This window comes from Flavobacterium sp. CR10, assembly GCF_055814415.1.
Window position 1 is genome coordinate 1409268 of the sequence record NZ_CP185985.1, and the last position, 18559, is coordinate 1427826.

At 32.6% G+C, this 18559-nt stretch carries 20 protein-coding genes; 6 read left to right on the forward strand and 14 right to left on the reverse strand.

All coding sequences use genetic code 11. The annotated features are described in order from the left end of the window. Window positions 1-119: 119 nt before the first annotated feature. Both ACNRYB_RS06460 and ACNRYB_RS06465 read left to right on the forward strand, forming a co-directional pair. Entirely contained in the window at window positions 120-1064 is a 945-nt protein-coding gene (locus tag ACNRYB_RS06460) for a hypothetical protein (protein WP_473729575.1), read from the forward strand. After that, on the forward strand, window positions 1061-2164 hold the full coding sequence (locus tag ACNRYB_RS06465) for a glycosyltransferase family 2 protein (protein ID WP_473729576.1): 1104 nt from the start codon (window positions 1061-1063) through the stop codon (window positions 2162-2164). Before ACNRYB_RS06460 ends, ACNRYB_RS06465 begins: the two co-directional genes overlap by 4 nt. A gap of 109 nt (window positions 2165-2273) precedes the next feature. Here the strand turns inward: ACNRYB_RS06465 and ACNRYB_RS06470 are convergent, their stop codons facing one another. Beyond that, the gene (locus tag ACNRYB_RS06470; RefSeq protein ID WP_354588989.1) at window positions 2274-2759 is read right to left on the reverse strand and encodes a hypothetical protein; all 486 of its coding nucleotides are present in this window, start codon (window positions 2757-2759) and stop codon (window positions 2274-2276) included. 152 nt (window positions 2760-2911) lie between these two features. Here ACNRYB_RS06470 and ACNRYB_RS06475 point away from each other — a divergent pair, with 152 nt between their 5' ends. Both ACNRYB_RS06475 and ACNRYB_RS06480 read left to right on the forward strand, forming a co-directional pair. Further along, window positions 2912-3412 (forward strand): DUF456 domain-containing protein, encoded by a 501-nt coding sequence (locus ACNRYB_RS06475; protein ID WP_473729577.1) that lies wholly within the window; start codon window positions 2912-2914, stop codon window positions 3410-3412. A 284-nt stretch (window positions 3413-3696) separates the two neighbouring features. Then, the gene (locus tag ACNRYB_RS06480) at window positions 3697-4299 is read left to right on the forward strand and encodes a DUF937 domain-containing protein (protein WP_201998940.1); all 603 of its coding nucleotides are present in this window, start codon (window positions 3697-3699) and stop codon (window positions 4297-4299) included. A gap of 63 nt (window positions 4300-4362) precedes the next feature. Here the strand turns inward: ACNRYB_RS06480 and ACNRYB_RS06485 are convergent, their stop codons facing one another. The 6 genes from ACNRYB_RS06485 to ACNRYB_RS06510 all read right to left on the reverse strand — a co-directional run bounded on the left by ACNRYB_RS06485 (window position 4363) and on the right by ACNRYB_RS06510 (window position 9872). Further along, entirely contained in the window at window positions 4363-5271 is a 909-nt protein-coding gene (locus tag ACNRYB_RS06485; protein WP_263524030.1) for a pseudouridine synthase, read from the reverse strand. A gap of 332 nt (window positions 5272-5603) precedes the next feature. After that, window positions 5604-6560, reverse strand: a complete 957-nt coding sequence (locus ACNRYB_RS06490) for a geranylgeranylglycerol-phosphate geranylgeranyltransferase (RefSeq protein ID WP_473729578.1) — start codon at window positions 6558-6560, stop codon at window positions 5604-5606. Between the two features lie 59 nt (window positions 6561-6619). After that, the gene (locus tag ACNRYB_RS06495; protein WP_129746085.1) at window positions 6620-7210 is read right to left on the reverse strand and encodes a DUF502 domain-containing protein; all 591 of its coding nucleotides are present in this window, start codon (window positions 7208-7210) and stop codon (window positions 6620-6622) included. Window positions 7211-7275: 65 nt separating this feature from the next. Further along, a complete protein-coding gene (locus tag ACNRYB_RS06500; RefSeq protein ID WP_129746086.1) occupies window positions 7276-8214 on the reverse strand; it encodes a mevalonate kinase family protein in 939 nt (312 codons plus the stop codon). A gap of 308 nt (window positions 8215-8522) precedes the next feature. Further along, a complete protein-coding gene (locus tag ACNRYB_RS06505; RefSeq protein ID WP_111367628.1) occupies window positions 8523-8741 on the reverse strand; it encodes a hypothetical protein in 219 nt (72 codons plus the stop codon). Between the two features lie 30 nt (window positions 8742-8771). Further along, window positions 8772-9872: a diphosphomevalonate decarboxylase gene (locus ACNRYB_RS06510; RefSeq protein ID WP_473729579.1), complete on the reverse strand. Its 1101-nt coding sequence runs from the start codon at window positions 9870-9872 to the stop codon at window positions 8772-8774. A gap of 150 nt (window positions 9873-10022) precedes the next feature. Here ACNRYB_RS06510 and ACNRYB_RS06515 point away from each other — a divergent pair, with 150 nt between their 5' ends. Next, entirely contained in the window at window positions 10023-10499 is a 477-nt protein-coding gene (locus tag ACNRYB_RS06515) for a TspO/MBR family protein (protein ID WP_129746089.1), read from the forward strand. A gap of 64 nt (window positions 10500-10563) precedes the next feature. Beyond that, window positions 10564-11544, forward strand: a complete 981-nt coding sequence (locus ACNRYB_RS06520) for a tetratricopeptide repeat protein (protein ID WP_473729580.1) — start codon at window positions 10564-10566, stop codon at window positions 11542-11544. Here the strand turns inward: ACNRYB_RS06520 and ACNRYB_RS06525 are convergent. From ACNRYB_RS06525 to ACNRYB_RS06555, 7 genes are all read right to left on the reverse strand, one after another. Further along, window positions 11528-12268 carry a hypothetical protein gene (locus ACNRYB_RS06525; RefSeq protein WP_129746091.1) on the reverse strand — a complete coding sequence of 247 codons (741 nt, stop codon included), beginning with the start codon at window positions 12266-12268 and terminating at the stop codon, window positions 11528-11530. The two genes, ACNRYB_RS06520 and ACNRYB_RS06525, sit on opposite strands and share 17 nt — an antisense overlap. 74 nt (window positions 12269-12342) lie before the next feature. Beyond that, window positions 12343-13020 carry an MBL fold metallo-hydrolase gene (locus ACNRYB_RS06530; RefSeq protein WP_473729581.1) on the reverse strand — a complete coding sequence of 226 codons (678 nt, stop codon included), beginning with the start codon at window positions 13018-13020 and terminating at the stop codon, window positions 12343-12345. A 61-nt stretch (window positions 13021-13081) separates the two neighbouring features. Continuing rightward, window positions 13082-13654: a Crp/Fnr family transcriptional regulator gene (locus ACNRYB_RS06535; RefSeq protein ID WP_473729582.1), complete on the reverse strand. Its 573-nt coding sequence runs from the start codon at window positions 13652-13654 to the stop codon at window positions 13082-13084. Window positions 13655-13658: 4 nt separating this feature from the next. Next, window positions 13659-14306, reverse strand: a complete 648-nt coding sequence (locus tag ACNRYB_RS06540; RefSeq protein WP_473729583.1) for an HAD family hydrolase — start codon at window positions 14304-14306, stop codon at window positions 13659-13661. Window positions 14307-14310: 4 nt separating this feature from the next. Next, window positions 14311-15519, reverse strand: a complete 1209-nt coding sequence (locus ACNRYB_RS06545; protein ID WP_473729584.1) for a BaiN/RdsA family NAD(P)/FAD-dependent oxidoreductase — start codon at window positions 15517-15519, stop codon at window positions 14311-14313. A gap of 172 nt (window positions 15520-15691) precedes the next feature. After that, on the reverse strand, window positions 15692-16366 hold the full coding sequence (locus tag ACNRYB_RS06550; RefSeq protein ID WP_473729585.1) for a glycerophosphodiester phosphodiesterase: 675 nt from the start codon (window positions 16364-16366) through the stop codon (window positions 15692-15694). A 274-nt stretch (window positions 16367-16640) separates the two neighbouring features. After that, window positions 16641-18302, reverse strand: coding sequence for an alpha-amylase family glycosyl hydrolase (locus tag ACNRYB_RS06555; protein ID WP_473729586.1), 1662 nt, complete (start codon window positions 18300-18302; stop codon window positions 16641-16643). Between the last annotated feature and the right edge of the window lie 257 nt (window positions 18303-18559).

The following is an 18559-nucleotide window of genomic DNA, read 5'->3' on the forward strand; positions in this document are numbered from 1 at the left end:
AAACAAATATGATGCGTTCTTGTGTCAAGAGAGTTTTTGTTTCAAGTTTAAGGTTTCAAGTTTAGAAAATTGACTCATTTTCTCACTTCCTAATTGCCACATTTGATTACTTTTGCGGCATGATTTCAATTCCTCACAAAGCTAAGCAATTCCTAGTTCTTCTGGCCAAACTTTTAATTGTTGGCGGCGCATTTTATTTTATTTATAATCAGTTGGCTAACAACGACAAATTAGACTGGCAGAAGTTTATTGTTTTGTTCAAGAAAAATCAGTCGGTTTTAGGGATTTCGTTTATTCTTCTTTTGAGCGTTTTGAATCGTTATTTCGAGATTTTAAAGTGGCAGAATCTTGTACAAGTTATTCATAAAATCTCTGTTTACGAATCTACAAAACAGGTTTTAGCAGCATTGACAGCAGGAATTTTTACGCCAAATGGAGTAGGAGAGTATGCTGGAAAAGCATTGTATTACCCAAAATCTGAAGCCAAAAGAGTTGTTTTTTTAAACCTGATTTGCAACGGAATCCAAATGATTCTAACCATCATTTTTGGGATTTTCGGATTGTTGTATTTTAATGCTGAATTCAATGTAATTACAACTAAAACAGTTCTTATTCTTTTTGGTGGATTTGTACTGATTTTGATTCTATTATTCTCCATTAAAAAGATAAAAGTAAAAGGTTATTCGATTGAAAAACTGATTCATAAAATCAACGAAATTCCGAAATCGGTTCATCAAAAAAATATCTTTTTAGGAATCTGCCGCTATTTGGTTTTCTCGCATCAATATTACTTTTTGTTTTTAGGTTTTGATGTCGATCTTCCTTATTTGACTTTAATGGCTGCGATTACTTCGGTTTACTTTTTGGCTTCGTCTTTGCCAACTTTTCAGTTTTTAGATTTTGCGGTGAAAGGAAGTGTTGCGATTTATTTCTTTGGAATTTTGGGTGTAAACGAATGGATTGTAATTTTCATCAGCACTTTAATGTGGTTTTTGAATGTAGTATTGCCAGTAGTTTTAGGAAGTTATTTTGTACTGAATTTTAAAACCAAAAAAGTAGAATGATTTTTGGATTTTTCGCAATATTAACCATTTATATTTTAAGCATTTCTTTGCTGATTTATGGTTTTTTTAAAGTGAAGAAATATCAAATAACGGATTTAAAACCGCAAACTAGTTTTACGATTATAGTTCCGTTTCGAAATGAAAAAGAAAACCTGCCTATACTTTTAGAGAGTTTTTCAAACTTAAATTACCCGACAGATTTATTTGAAGTGATTTTAGTCGATGATAATTCTAAAGAAAAATTCCAAGTTTTAAATTCCAAATTCCAAGTTTCGATAATCGATAACCTCAGGATTTCAAATTCTCCAAAAAAGGATGCGATTACAACGGCAATGCAACATGTGAAAACCGATTGGGTTATTACAACTGATGCTGATTGCACTGTTCCCGAAAATTGGCTTTTAACTTTTGATAATTACATTCAGGAGAACAAAGTTTCGATGTTAGCTAGTGCTATAAGGTATCAATGTGAAAACTCATTTTTAGATCATTTTCAGCAATTAGATTTGACAAGTTTGCAAGGTGCAACTATTGGAAGTTTTGGTTTGAATAAAGGTTTTATGTGTAACGGAGCCAATTTGGCGTACACAAAATCATTGTTCGAGAAACTGAATGGCTTTGATGGAAACGACAAAATAGCGAGCGGAGATGATGTTTTTTTACTGCAAAAGGCTATTGAGAAATTCCCAAATGAAGTTCATTATATAAAAGCTGATGAAACAATTGTTATAACAAAGCCAACCGAAAATTGGAAAGCATTATTTCATCAAAGAGTTCGTTGGGCAGCTAAAACAAGTTCGTATAGAAGCACTTTTGGTAAATTCTTGGGTCTGATTGTTTTCTTCGGAAATTTGAGTTCTGTAATTGGATTTTTCTTTATGCTTTTCGGAATTTGGTCTTATCCAATTTTTGTACTTTTCGCCTTTTCTAAGTTTGCAATTGATTGTGTTTTGCTTTCAATAACCAATCAATTTTTGATTAAAACCAGAATAAAAAGCCTTTTATTGAGTAGTTTGCTGTATCCGTTTTTTAGTTCGACTGTTGCCCTTTATAGTTTGTTTGGTTCTTATGAATGGAAAGACCGACGCTTTGCAAAATAAATTAACCATTTAAGTTATATAAGAAATTTAAGTTACGTAATCCTTTCAGTTGGCATGGTACGCATCCCAATTTTAAATGAACTTATATAACTTATATGGTTTAGAAAAACTATTTCTCGTCTTTTGCTTTTAGAATGACAGGTAAAATAAATTGTGTTTTTACTGGAATTCCACGTTTTATAGCTGGATTTACTTTTGGGAAATCGACTAAGCGAGCATGCAGAATGCTGTCGATTTTTATCGTGTCATACGCTACTGAATCTTTAGGAAACTGAGGTTCAAACTTCATGGTTGAATTTGGAAAAACAGTTACTTTTACTTCGATCGTGTCCAATTCTGGGTATAATATAGATAGAGTATCTACGTTTAGTTTTTCTTGGATAAGGCTTGACATGACTTCAAAAAAACATTGCTGACGAAGTTTTTTATCGGCAATTTTTTCGCAGTTAGGAACAGAAGGATATTCATCAACTTCTTTCCAGTTGATTGATTTTAACTCTTTTTGAAGTAATTCTTTTTCAGACGGAACCTGCTTCTCAAAATATTGACAAGAACTAAAAAGAATACAAATAAAAAAAGGGAAAAACTGCCTCAAAGTTTTAAAATTGAATGAATGAACAAAAATACGATTTTTTTGCGAAGCTTACCGATGTTTATGGAGCTTCTGTACTTTAAAGATACATATTTTAAGGTTTGTGCGAAAAAAAATAAAGTAGTAATTTGTAAAAATAAATTGATAAAAAAGATATGGATTCACTTTTAGTTCTCTTAGGGTTTATATGTGTAATTGTTGGCGTTTTTGGGAGTTTTCTTCCTGTTTTACCAGGATTGTCAAGTTGCTGGGTAGGACTATTATTGCTGTATCTAACCAAAGCGGTAGAAAACAATTATTGGGTTCTGGGAATCACTTTTGTTTTGATGGTAACGATTACAATTTTAGATTACGTGATTCCATCTAAGGGAACCAAAAAATTTGGCGGGAGCTCTTATGGAGTTTGGGGAACCAACATTGGTTTGATTGTTGGGATTTTGGCGCCAATTCCGTTTGGAGTTATTATTGGTCCGTTTGTAGGCGCGCTTGTTGGCGAATTATTATACGATTCTCAAAATCATAAACGTGCCTTAAAAGCGGCCACAGGTTCTGTTTTAGGATTCTTGGCTTCGAGTTTTGTGAACTTCTTTTTTTCAGTAATTTATCTCGGTATTTTTCTGACTATACTTTGGCAAAATAGAGCATTAATTTTCTAAATGGTAATTTTGACCTTAAGCTTTTTCTTATATTTTTGATTTTTTGAAAAAAACTCTTAAAATTTTAAAAATAATTTTTGTATCTTATAAGTTACGTCAAGCTTTATATTTGCTCATTTCCTTATTTTTTGAGGCTAAATGCTTGAAAATAGACCACCTAAATTTTTAACTTAATTTTTGGAAATGTTAAAATATTTTATATTTTTATCACGATAATCGATGAAAAGCCTCACTTTATCGGTTATTTTAAACAAGTATAAATAATCATTTTTTAAGTTATGAGTATGACCCCAAACCTACAAATTGAACTTAGACGCTTTATTTCTTCTAATGTTGTCTCCAAGTTAAACAAGTTTTATTTTGAAAATGATGCACTTTTAATCAAGGGAATAGACGTCTCGATCGGCACAATCTTGATGGGACTCTATAACAAAGCCGAAGAATCTGATTTTTATTCTGAAATTGTTTCACTAATCCAAGAAGATTCCACTTTCTATCAAGAAGTAGATTTTAATGCAGGAAGAATTTTATCAGTCGATGACTGTTACCGTTTAGAAGGAAATATACTGCTGAAAGAATTATTCTCCAATAAAAAAGGAAGAATTTCAGAAATGGTTTCTAACGAAGTTGGTATTAAAAGCGAAACAGCTAGAGAAATACTTAACTTTTCTGCACTACTTGTAATGTCTTACTTAAGATACAATCTACAACTTATAGAAAGCTTAAAACTTCTTTTAGAAGATCAAAAAAGAGACATTTTAAACAGCATTCCTCCCGGAATCAAAATCATCCTAGGTTTTTCAAATTACGAAACAGTAGAAGATAAAAACCAATCAATCGGAAGATCTATTTTTACCCTTTTCGGACATAATTTCTTTAGTTTTTAAAAATAAAAAATCCCATTTTCAAGAAGAAAACAGGATTCATTATAATTTAGATTTGAAGAACGATTAAACGTTTTTCAAATTGATAATTTCTTGATCGGTCAAAAAGCGCCAGTTTCCGCGAGGAAGATTCTTTTTGGTCAATCCAGCAAACGAAACACGATCAATTCGTAGTACATTATACTCGAAAGATTCAAAAATAGCACGAACCACTTTTACGTTAGCAGTACGCAGTTTAAGGCCAACTTCGCTTTTTGGCTCATTATCAATATAGCTTACTTCTTCAACAAAAACGCGGTGTCCGTCAAGAACTAAGCCTTTGCTGATTTTTTCTAAATCTTCAAATTTCAAGTTTTTGTCCAAAGAGACTTGATAGATCTTAGACGATTTTTGATTCGGTAGTGTAAATTTACGAATCATATCAGTATCGTTCGTAAACAATAGCAAACCAGTTGTATTCTTGTCCATTCTTCCAACAGCAGCAATTTTTGCATTTGTAGCACCACGAACTAGCTCTAGAACGTTACGGTATTCCTGACCTTCATCAAGAGCAGTTGTAAAGTTTTTAGGTTTATTCAATAAAATATATTCTTTCTTTTCAGGAGTAAGCGTAACACCGTCAAAGTTTACAACATCATTTAGTTTTACCAAATAACCCATTTCAGTAACTACATTACCGTTAACTTTAACGTTTCCAGACTGAATATAAATGTCGGCATCACGGCGAGAGCAAACGCCAGAATTAGAGATGTATTTGTTCAGACGAATTTCATCTGAAGCTTTTTGTCTCTTTGCTGGCTGATTTTGTTTTCTGAATTTTTCAGCAGCAGCTTCCTGAGCAGCTTTAACTTCAGGTTTTACTTTTTTAGGCCCTTGCGCGCGCTTAGCCATAGGAGGTTTTGGCTTGTTAGAGTTTGATCGTGAGCTATTTGGTCTCGATCCGCCTCTTTTATTGTTGCCTTCCTTGTTGTTCATAGAATCATTAATTTGTGCAAAGATAGTTTTTTCCTGCTAATAAATCTTAAGTTCAATGTTCTTAGATTAATAGCACTTTATTTTAAGATGTTCAGGAGCAATACAATTGGCTTTTTTTTGAGACATGGTTTCCCGCTTTTCGTTTCAATTTTTTATTTTTTAAAGAAAAAAATAAAAAGATTTCCACTTCAAACGAAGTTCACTGAACTCCAATTAAAATAAAAGTTAAGTGAAGTAATCGGGGCTAAAATCAAACAATTGGCTTCTTTTAATTATGTTGTTTTGCAGATTTAAACAAAAAGAAAAGTTTGCTAATCTGTGAGAGACAAAAATTAGTAATTAGAAATCAATTCCTTTCCGTGCCATAAAACACTAGGGTTAATTAAGACGATGCAGAAAACACCAGAAACAATTAGGAATTTTAAAACGTTATGAAGCCTTAAAAACTGCTCTTTAGAATTTGATTGCCATAAATAAATCAGGAAAAAAAGTAAAACGCCAAAACAGACATAAAAATAAATGTCCATATAACCAACGTCATGTATATTGACCAAAACATAAACAGGAACAATGGTCAAAACAGTCAAAGCTGTAATAACTTGTTTTGAGATTTTTTCGCCATATAAAACAGGAATTGTTCTATAATCGTTTACTAAATCGCCTTTCAGATTTTCAAGATCTTTAATCATTTCGCGAATTAGTAAAAGTAAAAACAAGAAAACCGCATGAGCAGAAATCACTACAAAATGACTCATATGATTTTCGATTTCTTCAAACGAAATTTTATTGTAGAAATACAGTAAGATGGCAAAAAACGGAGTTACAGCAAGCAATGCTGACATTAGATTTCCTATAATTGGATACTTTTTAATTTTATGCGAATAAAACCAAATCATGAAAATATACACAGAAAAGAATAAAAAAGCACGCCATGACACTATAGAAGCCATTAAAACTGCTAGGAAATTTAAACTGAAATAAACATTCAGTTTTGTTTTCTGACTTACCAAACGATCGAGCATCGACTTGGTGGGTCTGTTTATTAAGTCTTTCTGGCTATCGTAAAAATTATTGATAATATAGCCCGAAGCAATTGTAATAGCAGAAGCAAAAACAATCAGAAACAAATAAAAATCGAGCAGAATATCCAGTGCTCGAATTTCTGGTGCCAATATAAAAATCGCCGATAAATATTGTGCTAAAACTATTATTGGAATGTTATAACCTCTAACTACAGAGAACAAACTAACAATTTTCATTATTAAAAGTTTATTTTGTCTGCTCAGCATTTCTTATAGGTTATAGTTTTTAGAGTGGTAATTTAAGGTTATTATTTTTTTTAGAAGAATTAAAGCTTGTTTTTTAATAAAACTTTAGAACCGAATCCTAATTTTCTAATGCAGGCCAAAGCTTGTTTTTGAGAAATATCAATATCTGTAATGTCTTTCTTTTCAACGAAAACTACAGATCCACTCCACGGATTTGGCGCATCTGGAATAAAAACGGCAAATTTGTTTTCGTTTATCTCTTCAATTAGAAAAGCAAATTGCAATCCAGCGTCTGTTGGAACAAGAATGACCTTTAAATCATCTTTAGATTCAAGCCCCATAATATTTTCATTCATATTTTTCATGAATGAATATCCTGGAACAAAGCTCAAAATTCCATCTTCTAATTTTTGAACCAAATTTTTGGCTTTGGCAGTTTTGGCCAATAAACCCGCAAGAAAGCAAATAAGAATTATGATTATTATTCCAACAAGTTCTTGAAGAGCAATTCCTAAAACATGTATTCTAGGAAGGTGTTTTGCAAGCGGAAGCGTGATTTTTTGAATAATGCCATAACCTTTTTCCAGAATAACAAGCAGTACAACTAGTGGTGCCAAAAAGAGAATTCCTCCTAAAAAAGTTGCTTTAATTATTTTAAAAATACTTTTCATAATAAATAACTTTTTAGGATGAAAACTTATGGGAATCTACTCAAATAATTTCTGGGTTTAAAGCATTAAAATTGGTAAACTACCTCTAGCTTATAATCTTTCAAAGCTGCTTTTGCGCGTTCTAAATCTTCAGTAAATCCAAGGATATAGCCACCGCCTCCAGAACCGCAAAGTTTTAGATAATAATCGTTAGAGTCAATTCCGTGTTGCCAGATTCCATGAAATTGCTCTGGAATCATTGGTTTAAAATGATTTAGAACAACTTTAGAAAGCTTTTTGGTATTGGTAAACAAAGATTTCATATCGCCATGCAAGAAGTTTTCTACGCAGGCATCTGTATATTTCACAAACTGATTTTTAAGCATCGCACGGAAACCTTTATCTTTTAGATTTTCCATAAAAATGCTAACCATTGGAGCTGTTTCTCCAACAATTCCTGAATCTAATAAAAAGACAGCACCTTTTCCGTCAAAACTTTGTGTCGGAATTCCAGTTGCTTCAATATTATCTTTTGAATTAATCAGGATAGGAATGCTCAAATAGCTGTTTAGAGGATCTAAACCAGAACTTTTTCCATGAAAAAAGCTTTCCATTTGAGAAAATATATTTTTTAAGTGTAATAATTTTTCGCGAGTTAGGTTCTCTAGAACAGTAATTTTGTTTGTAGCGTATTTGTCATAGATAGCCGCAACAAGTGCACCGCTGCTTCCAACACCATATCCTTGCGGAATACTAGAATCGAAATACATTCCAGTTTCGACATCATTCTGAAGCGTTTCTAAATCGAAAGTAACCAATTCTGGCTGCTGAGTATGCAGAACTTCAAGATAAGAAGCAAAACTTCTCAAACTTCTGTTAGATGCAATTGCTTCTTCAGTAGGTTCTTCGCTTTTTTTCAAAGCGCCATTATAAAAATTATAAGGAATAGAAAGTCCTTTAGAGTCGCGGATAATTCCGTATTCTCCAAAGAGTAATATTTTTGAGTAAAATAATGGTCCTTTCATGGTCTATTTAATGTCTTTCTTAATTTTATTTGGGTTTTGCCTAGTGTCGAAAATATTATGAATCCTGATTTCGTTTGCACTAAAACTATATAACAAACTAGATTGTTTGGTTATAACACATTTTCGATATTTCTTATTTACGGATGATTTTGGAAAAATTTCTGGATTCATCATCATTATTGAAATTGCTCTTTCAAATTTGATAATAAACAGCTTTTTTGATTTTTCTGACCATCTTGCTTCAATGAACTTTAAAACTGAATCTAAATTTTTCTCCGCTGTTTTTGAAAAACTTACTTTAAGATCCACTATCTGTATTTTTTCATAACATCCTCGTAGCTCGTAAATTCTCCTCTTTCGAATTCTAATTCACTTTGAGCTATATCTTCTTTTTGTTGATCAGTTAAATCATCCCACCAATCTTTTTTATTTTTTCTAAGCAATTTTGCAATCGCCATAATAAGTGTAGGATCATTAGTCTCTTTCAACATCTCCATCGCCTCACGTTTTTCTAATTGAATATCCATAATCAAAATTTTAACTAAAGATACGCAAAATTATAATGCAATCGCACCTTCTCCAATTTTGTCGCAAATGTATTGACTATTCTGACAAAATACAACTAATTCGTCCTGAATAAATTGAAGTACTTTTTCGCTAACGTTTTCAGGATATAATACATGCACATTCGCACCAGCATCAAGCGTAAAACATACTGGAATTTGGGTTTCATTTCTGAATTTCCATATTGCATTTATGATTTGAAGTGTGTTGGGTTTCATCAAAATAAAATAAGGCATTGAGGTCATCATCATAGCATGTAAAGTCAGTGCTTCACTTTCTACAACTTTGATGAATTCTTCTAAATCTCCGCTTTCAAAAATGGCAATTAATTTATCCAGATTTTCATGTGCTTGAGCAAAACGTCTTTCTGCATACGGATGATTGTGCATTAAATCGTGTCCAACGGTGCTCGAAACTTGTTTTTCGCCTTTGTCAACCAATAAAATGGTGTCTTGATAATTCTTGAAATTTTCATGAATTGTATATGGAAATTCCACACCAAACAAATCAGTGCTTCCTTCGATATTTGACTGATTTCCCCAAACTACTACATTCCCTTTTACGCTTCGGCAAGCACTTCCAGAACCTAAACGAGCCAAAAATGAAGCTTTTTGATAGAAATAATCATAGGTCATTTCTGGGTTTAACAATTTTTCCAAACTCATAAAATTCATTGCCAATGCTGCCATTCCAGAAGCCGAAGAAGCAATTCCCGAACTGTGCGGAAAAGTATTCTGCGTATCAATCGTAAAATGATAATCCTTTAAAAACGGCAGATAAACCTCAACTCTTTCCAAAAACTTCTGAATCTTTGGCTTGAAATCTTCTTTTGGTTTTCCTTCAAAAAGTAAATCAAATGAAAAACCATTTGTCCCGCTGAGCGAAGTCGAAGCGTCTTTTTTAGAAAAAGCCAATTTCGTAATGGTTTTACAGTTGTTAAGCGTAAAACTAACAGAAGGATTTGCCGGAATCTGGTTTTCTTTTTTCCCCCAATATTTTACTAATGCAATATTGCTTGGAGCGCTCCACTCAAAGTTCCCGTTTTCGATTGTTGAAGTATATGGATTTGGTATAAAATCGGCTGCTGTTAACATGAATTATAAAATTTTGGCAAAGATAACTTTTTCATTTTTCACCATATAAGTTATTTAAGAAATTATAAGCGGAATTTGCTAAAATGAACTTATATCACTTATATGGTTTAAATTTTCTTTTGCCTATTTTTGAATTCAAAATTTGATGTCATGAATAAGTTCGTAAAAATCGCTATAGCTTTAGTAATTTGTTTAACAGTAGGATATTCTGCGGGAGTGGTTACAAAACCAAGTATTGAGACTTGGTATGTCATGCTGGAAAAACCAGTTTTTAATCCGCCGAATTGGATTTTTATGCCCGTTTGGACAGTACTTTACATTTTAATGGCCGTTGCAGCAGCGTTAGTTTGGGACAAAATTAAAGTAGAGACAGAAGAAGTTAAAAAAGCTTTGCTTTTCTTCATTATTCAATTGATTTTAAATTCAATTTGGTCTTATTTATTCTTCGGATTAAAAAATCCGATGTTGGCTTTAATCGAAATTGTGCTTTTATGGCTGATGATTTACGAAACGTATTTAAAATTTATCAAAATCAATAAAACTGCGGGTTATTTATTAATTCCTTACTTAGCTTGGGTTGGGTTTGCAACAGTTTTAAATGCCAGTATTTGGTGGTTGAATAAGTAAAATTTTTTAGTTTCAAGTTTTCTTTGTTTCAGGTTTCAAGTTTAATTCTTTACATATATGCTTTATGAATAAATTGAAGTTTTTCGTTATTGTTTTGGTTCTATTTTCCTTAAAGACCTTTGCTTGTTTAAATGGCGAAACTAAAATTTTAAAAAATGGAGCATATGCATATCAAGATTATGATGGTATTAACCCTCAAGGCCATAATTTTTTCGAAGGAGATTTTCCAAAATTGATAATTGAACTTGACAGTTTATATAAAAAAACAAAAGATTTAGATTATCTATCTGATAAAGGATATCTTTTAATTGTTCTGGGAAAATATGATGAAGCTCTAAAATTATATCTGAACATTGAAAAAATTAAACCTAATAGATATTCGACAGCATCTAATTTAGGGACACTTTATGAATTGATGGGGGAAAACCAAAAAGCCTATAATTGGATTAAGAAATCTATTGCTATTAATCCTAAATCTCATGAAGGATCAGAATGGCTTCATTTGAAAATATTAGAAGCTAAAATCAAGAATTTAAAGGATGTTTCAGGTCAGTTTTTAATTAATACAAATTTTGGAATTTCACGCGAACCTAAAACGAAATTGTCTAAAAACGAAATTGAAAAATTAGCACAGTCGATTTATTTCCAAGTAAATGAAAGAATGTCGTTTATAGAACCAAAAGATAAAATCATTTCAATTTTACTCTTTGAACTTGCAAATCTTGCAGAATTATTAGGAAAAAATAGCAGTGCGCTTGAGACTTACAGGACTGCTAGAAAATATGGTTACGAGGGAGATTTAATTGTGGAAAGAATGATAAATAGTTCCCAGAGCGAAATTAACTATTATCGTGAAAGAGCTCAAAGTTATGGCTCTCAACTTCGGGCTTTAAGAGAAAGCAAAGGGAACATATATTCAGGTTATATATCTCAAATGGAAATAATTATTGTTATCCTTTCGGGCGTAATACTAATTTTATTAATTGCTTTTGTTGTATTTTTTATAAAATGGAAGAAGCTGAGAAAGTCTACTTCAGCTTCTTAAATTCTTCATTTTTAGCATATAAAAAATCCATTGTATAAAGCAAATTTTTCTTTTTTAGAATAATTTCCGATTGCGGATCGGCTGTACAAAATTCTAGGAAAAGAGCTTTTTCATCAGGATTTAATTTTAAATCTTTCGTAAAGAAATCTAAAGGACAAGTTGATTCCACGAATGTTTTGAAATCCAATTCAGGAGTTTTCTTTTTAGGTTTTTTATTGGCATTATCATCTTTTTTAAACAAACTTAAAAGGCCTGCTCCCATAGCGCCAAAATTCATTCCATTTGAAATGGTGCCGTCATAAACTCCCGTATATTTTCGTAAATCACGAGATGCTCTCTGTAATGCAATTGAATCTGAAACTTCTGCAGCTGGACCTACGTGAGGGAATTTTATAGTTGTGATTAAGACCTCATCTAATTCTTCTGGTTTTAGAATCATATTCACAACGATGTTGTTTTGATCTATATTTTCCTGAGAAATTTTAAGTCTTTTAAAAAAGTAATCTTTAGAGAAAAACAACACACTATCTTGCGGTCGTACCAGAATCGAAAATTCGCCGAGTTCGTTTGTTCTTGTGCTGGTCTTGGCAGTTTTATTAATTACTTCTACTTTATTAAGTGGAATGTTTTGTGAAAGAACTTTTCCAGTTAATAGTTTTTCGGATTGAGAAAAAGTGAGTTGATAGGTGAAAACAGAAATTGTGGTAAGTAATTTTACTCTCATATAAGGATTAATTAGTTGAGAGTAAAATTATTAGAATAGTCTTAACGAAAACTTACAGAATCTGTAAATTCTTGTTAATAAGCAATTTTGCTTTTTTGAATGAATTTTTCTAATTCACCATTATTAAACAAAATAGGTCCGTGGCCAAAGCACAATATTTTGGGGTTTAAAGATGCAAGTTTTAAAATTGATTTTCGATTGGTTTCCTTATCAGCGGTAAATAGATGTGGAGGTTCGTGCAATCCGACTTTTGTAGTCAGCAAATTCATATTGGTCATCACATCGCCAACGATCAAAATGCCGTCTTTTTCCCTGAAAAAAGACAAATGACCACTCGAATGTCCTGGAGTTTCAATAACCGTAAATCCTCCAATTTGATCACCTTCTTTTAAGGTTTTAGCAACTGAATGTCCTTTTCCTGCCCAGAAGTTTTTCTGAAATTTTGAAAAAATATGATTCGGATTTGGGTATTCTGTAAATACATTACCGCTTTCAGCAAACTCTTTTTCAGCGTCACTACATAAAAGCGGAATATTTAGTGTTTCACAGATTATTTTACTGCTCCCCTGATGGTCGGCGTGGGCGTGCGTCAATGCGTGTTTTGTAACGGATTTTTCTTTTATTGATTTTAATATTTTATTAGAAGAAGTTCTAATTCCGGCATCAATCAAAACATCTTCAATCAAATAACAATTTATGGCGTTTCTTGGAAATAAGGGAATTTGGTAAACGTCTTTGGCAATATTCTTCATCTTTTTCAAATTTTATTTTGACAAAGATTTAAATTCCGTTTTTCAACTCACTTGATAAATGTTAAGAAATATCCTGACGGATCCTGCTTAGTGATTCGGGAGTAATTCCTAGAAAAGAAGCGATATAAATTAGAGGTGTTCGCTGTATTATTTTGGCTGGAGCCGAAATTAAAAAAGTTTGGTATTTTTCTTTTGCCGGAATCATTTGAAGTTTTAAAACACGATCTGCCATGCAAAGATAATTCTGCTCGGCGAGAATTCTTCCGACACGTTCCCAATTTGGAATTTCGTTATACAAAAATTGCATTTTTTCAAAGGTAATCGAAAGCACTTCGCAATCTTCAATACACTGAATATTTTCAAAAGAAACCGATTGATTTATAAAACTTGAATACGAAGCGATAAAACCATCATCACAGCTTAAATAAGTTGTAATTTCTTTTCCGTCTTTTAAGTAATAAACACGCGCCAAACCTTCAACAATAAAAAAGATTTTACTGCTGGTTTTTCCCATTGAAGAAAGATATTCTTTGGCTGTAAATTTCTCATATTCAAAACAAGAATCAATCGTTTGGATTTCTTTTTCAGAAAACGAAGCGATTGCTTGTATTTGTTTTTTTAAAGAAGGATTCATGATTTTATAAAATAGTAATCAGTTCTAAAGCATTATTAATAACCACTTTTGCTCCACTAGATTTCAATTCATCTTCGGTTCTGTATCCCCAAGTTACGCCAACCGGAAACATATTTGCGTTTAAAGCCGTTTTCATATCAATATCAGAATCTCCAACAAACAGGATTTCTTCTGGTTTTAAATTCCATTTTTTACTAATTTCAATCGCCTCAAACGGATTTGGTTTTTTTAGTTCTTCTGTACTTAAACCAACCGCTGTGTCAAATTGTTCAGGAAATAATTCATAAGCTATTTTCTTAGTTAACTCGTCGGCTTTGTTGGAGAAAACTGCCATTTTGATGTTTTGTGAAGTCAAGTTTCCTAATAGTTCTACAATACCCTCGTAAGGTTTTGTTTTTAGCGTACAGATTTTAGTGTATTCATCAACCATACATTCAAAACAACTTTCGATTTCATCATCAGAATTGTTTGTGGCTGGCAATGCTTTGCTTACCAAATTTCGTAAACCGCTTCCGATAAAATATTGGTACGTGTCGTAACTATGTGTAGGATAATTTAGAGCAGTAAGCACTTTATTCATCGCATCTGAAATGTCGTGTAATGAGTTGACCAAAGTTCCGTCTAAATCAAAAATAATTCCTTTAAATTTCATTCTATTAAATATTTTGAGCCAGAATAAACCCGCTCGTCCAGGCATTCTGAAAATTAAATCCGCCGGTAATAGCGTCTATGTTTACAATTTCCCCAGCAAAATAAAGGTTTTCGTGAATTTTGCTTTCCATGGTTTTAAAATTGATTTCTTTTAAATCGATTCCGCCAGCGGTTACAAATTCTTCTTTAAAAGTACTTTTTCCGTTGACTTTAAATTCGGCTTTTGTTAATTGTGAAGTCAGATTCTGCAATTGGGTTTTAGACAAATCTGCCCATTTAGTCTCTGAATCAATTCCCGAAGCCAAAACCAGACTTTCCCATAAACGGTTTGGAAAGTCAAAAGGTGATTTTTTAGAAACCGCTTTTTTAGCGTGTTCCTGTTTTAAATCTTTTAGGGTTTTCTCAGCATCTTCCGTATCAACGTCATTTAACCAATTAACGAAAATCGTAAATTGATAATTTTTATCATGCAGAATACGTGCGCCCCAAGCCGAAAGTTTTAGAATTGCGGGTCCGCTCATTCCCCAATGCGTAATTAATAAAGGTCCTGTTGATTCCAGTTTTGTATCTTTTACATGAACAGTAACTTGTGCTGCAACTCCTGGTAATTCTTTAATTCGCGAATCTTTGATGTTGAAAGTAAATAGGGAAGGAACGGGGCTTACAATTGCGTGTCCGTGTTCTTGAAGCATTTCCCATATTTTTGGGTTGCTTCCCGTTGCCATTACTAATTTTTCAGCAGCATAATTGTCTGTTTGTGTATCTATTTTCCAATGGTTTTCTTTTTTGAAAATCGACTGAACGCTTTGACCCGTTAATACTTTTATGCCTAATTTTTCAGTTGCTTTAAGGAAACAGTCAATTATGGTTTGTGATGAATTAGAAACAGGGAACATTCTGCCGTCTTCTTCGATTTTTAATTCTACGCCGTGTTTTTCGAACCATTCGATCGTATCTCCAGAACAAAATTGATGAAAAGGCCCGCGAAGTTCTTTTTCTCCGCGAGGATAAAATTTTACTAATTCGTTTGGTTCAAAACAAGCGTGTGTAACATTACATCTTCCACCGCCAGAAACGCGCACTTTAGAAAGCACTTCTTTTCCTCTTTCTAAAATGGCGATTTTCAGTTTCGGATTTTTCTCTGCAATATTAATTGCGGTAAAGAAACCTGCTGCGCCTCCGCCAACGATTATTATGTCGAAATTTTTGATCATATTTTTTTTGGGTTGCCACGAATTACACGAATTGGCACTAATTTTTTTAGCTAGATTTTTTCTTTAACCACAAATTGCACAAATTTTCGCAAATTAATTATTGCGTTTAAATTTGTGAAAATTTGTGCAATTTGTGGCAAAAAAACTTTTTATCTGTGGCTATTTTTAAACTTTATATTTTGTCTGGATTATCAGAGATAATTCCGTTGACTTTATAACTTTTTACTTTTTGAATGTCTTCTTCGGAGTTTACTGTCCAAGGTAAAACCAGAAATCCTTTTTCCTTAATTTGATGAACATTTTCTTCATTCAATAAATGAAAATCAGGATGAATGGCTTTAGCTTTTATTTTTTCGGCGAAAGCCAGAGCAGTATCTATATTTTCTTCTGTTAAAACACCAATCGGAATATTTGAATTTAGTTTTGCTGTTTCCTCTAACATATTCCAATCAAAACTTGAAATGATGAAATTCTCGTATTTCCAGCCTTTTTCAATGTATTCCTCAATTAGCGCAACAACTTTTGGAGCAGTTTCTAAACCTTTTAATTCGATATTGATTAAACATTTTTTGTCAACCAAATCGAAAACTTCATTTAGCGTTGGAATTTGATATTTTCCATCAATCAAAAATGATTTTAATTCTGCTAAAGTAAAATCATTTACAAGACCTTTTCCGTTGGCTGTTCTGTCGATGGTTTGGTCGTGAATTACGATTATATGTTCGTCGGCACTCAAATGAACATCGAGTTCAATTCCGTCTGAATTTAGGTCTAAGGCTTTTTGGAAAGCTTGTAAAGTATTTTCAGGTTCGTAGGCTTTGGCGCCTCGATGTGAAATTTTTAGCATTTTGCAGTGTTTTTTCTAACCGCAAAGGTCGCAAAGTTTTACGCAAAGGGCACAAGGATTATAAAAAAAGTTAGCCACAGATTATTAAGATTAAAATGATTTTTTTTCCTTCGCCACGAATTTCACCAATTTTCACCAATTTAGATATGATAAATTAATTCGTGAAAATTCGTGTAATTCGCGGCGAAAAAATCTGTGTTAATCTTAATAATCTGTGGCCAAAAAACTTTGCGAATCTTCGTGGAAATTTTCGTGTTTCTTTGTTGAAAAACCTTTAAATCTTTTCTAGTAAAACAATGTCAAAATCATTATCAATAATTACTTTTCCATCAATAACTTCAACTTCTTGATTTGAATAAGTGTCTTTAAGTTTTGTTCCGTTTGGGAAAATATCACCAACAGGAAGTTCTTTTCTGCCTTTTGGTAAATCTAATCCCATAACTACTTTATCTGTAAAAGAACCTTGAGTAAAAGTTCTTGAAAAAGTATAAGGATACGGATTAATCAGTTTATGAACGCCTGCTCCAACGGCAGGATGGTTTCTTCTGAATTGACCTAATTTCTGCCAATGCAAAAGTGTTTTCTGCGTTTCAGGATTGTTTTGAATATCATCCCAATTCATATTTGAACGCAAAGTGGCATCGCCCTGAGTTCCCTCAACAACTAAAGATCTAGCCGATTCATCTCCATAATAAACCTGAGACATTCCCGGAGAAAGAAATAGTTTATTGGCTGTTTCAATGCTTTTTGTTCGATTGGCATCGAAAGGCTGGCCGTCGTCATGTGAAGACATATAGTTGAGAACAGAATATCCTTTTAATTCATTATTTAAATGATTGGAATATTTAGAAAATAAACCTTCGTAATCGTTTTGCGCAGCATTCCATTTAAATTCAAAATTGATCATGCTGTTGAAACCGTTTTGGAAATAATTTACTTTTCGATCTCCAAAATCATAATCTTGACCACCGCTGATTCCGTAACCGTAAACTTCGGCAATCGTGTAAAAAGGATTTTGATCTAAAACCTGTAAAGGATGATGTTTTTTCCAAGTTTCGAATGCATAGTCGCATTCTTTTTTGAAGTCGGCCCAAACATTTTCATCGGTGTGTTTTACCGTATCTCCTCTGTAACCGTCAATTCCGAATTCTAGAATATAATCGGTAAGCCATTTTATGATGTAATATTTAGGCGTTTTCGGATAATTTGTTCTTTTGAAAAATTCATCCAATGACGCTATTTCTTTTTCATAACGACCTTCTTTTTTCCATTTTTCGATTAAAAAAGGAGGTAATTCTACATTTTGAGTACTTTCTGTTTTTACATCTGGAAGATTTTCTGCCAGAGTACATATTGTCGTATTTTCAAACGATTTGTAATCACAGACAACGCCGGTTCTAACCCAATCAGAAGGCCAAACTGGATCTTCGAGAGTTACTGGACCTGTGTGATTAATAACGCCATCCAAAATTATCCTGATTCCTTTTTCGTGTGCTTTTTTAACCAGATTGGCCAAATCTTCTTTTGTTCCAAAGTTTGGATCTAGAGCTGTCCAGTCTTTTGCCCAATAACCGTGAAAACCATAACTCAATCCAGTTCCTTCATCAACTCCGTCATGAATCTGCTCAACAATCGGCGTAAGCCAAATGGCATTGATTCCTAGTTTTTCAAAATAACCTGATTCGATTTTTTTAGTGATTCCGATGATGTCACCACCTTCAAATCCGCGTAGTTTTCCAGGAGTTTTGGTTCGGTTAAAATTGACGTCGTTGGAAGTGTCTCCGTTGTAAAAACGATCTGTAAGCAAAAAATAAACATTTGCCCCTTCCCAAACGAAAGGTATTTTCGAAGTAGTATTCATTGTAACTGATTTTGAGCCAGAACAACTCATTGTTAAGTATACTAAAGATAAAAAAAGGAAAGTGTATTTTTTCATTTATTTCAAATTTAACGAAGATTTATAATAAAGGTTTGCCACAGATTACAAGATTAAAATGATTTTTTAAAATCTGTGATAATCCTTTAATCTGTGGCAATAAAATTTTAAACACATAGAATCATAGATTTTTCTTTGTCTAAAAAGTTAGAAAAAAATGACTAGTCATTAACACATAGTTTTACGTTGATATAACTATGTTTTTTTAAACAAGTGAAACGCCTTTTATTCAGCTAAGAAAAACTATGTCTCTATGT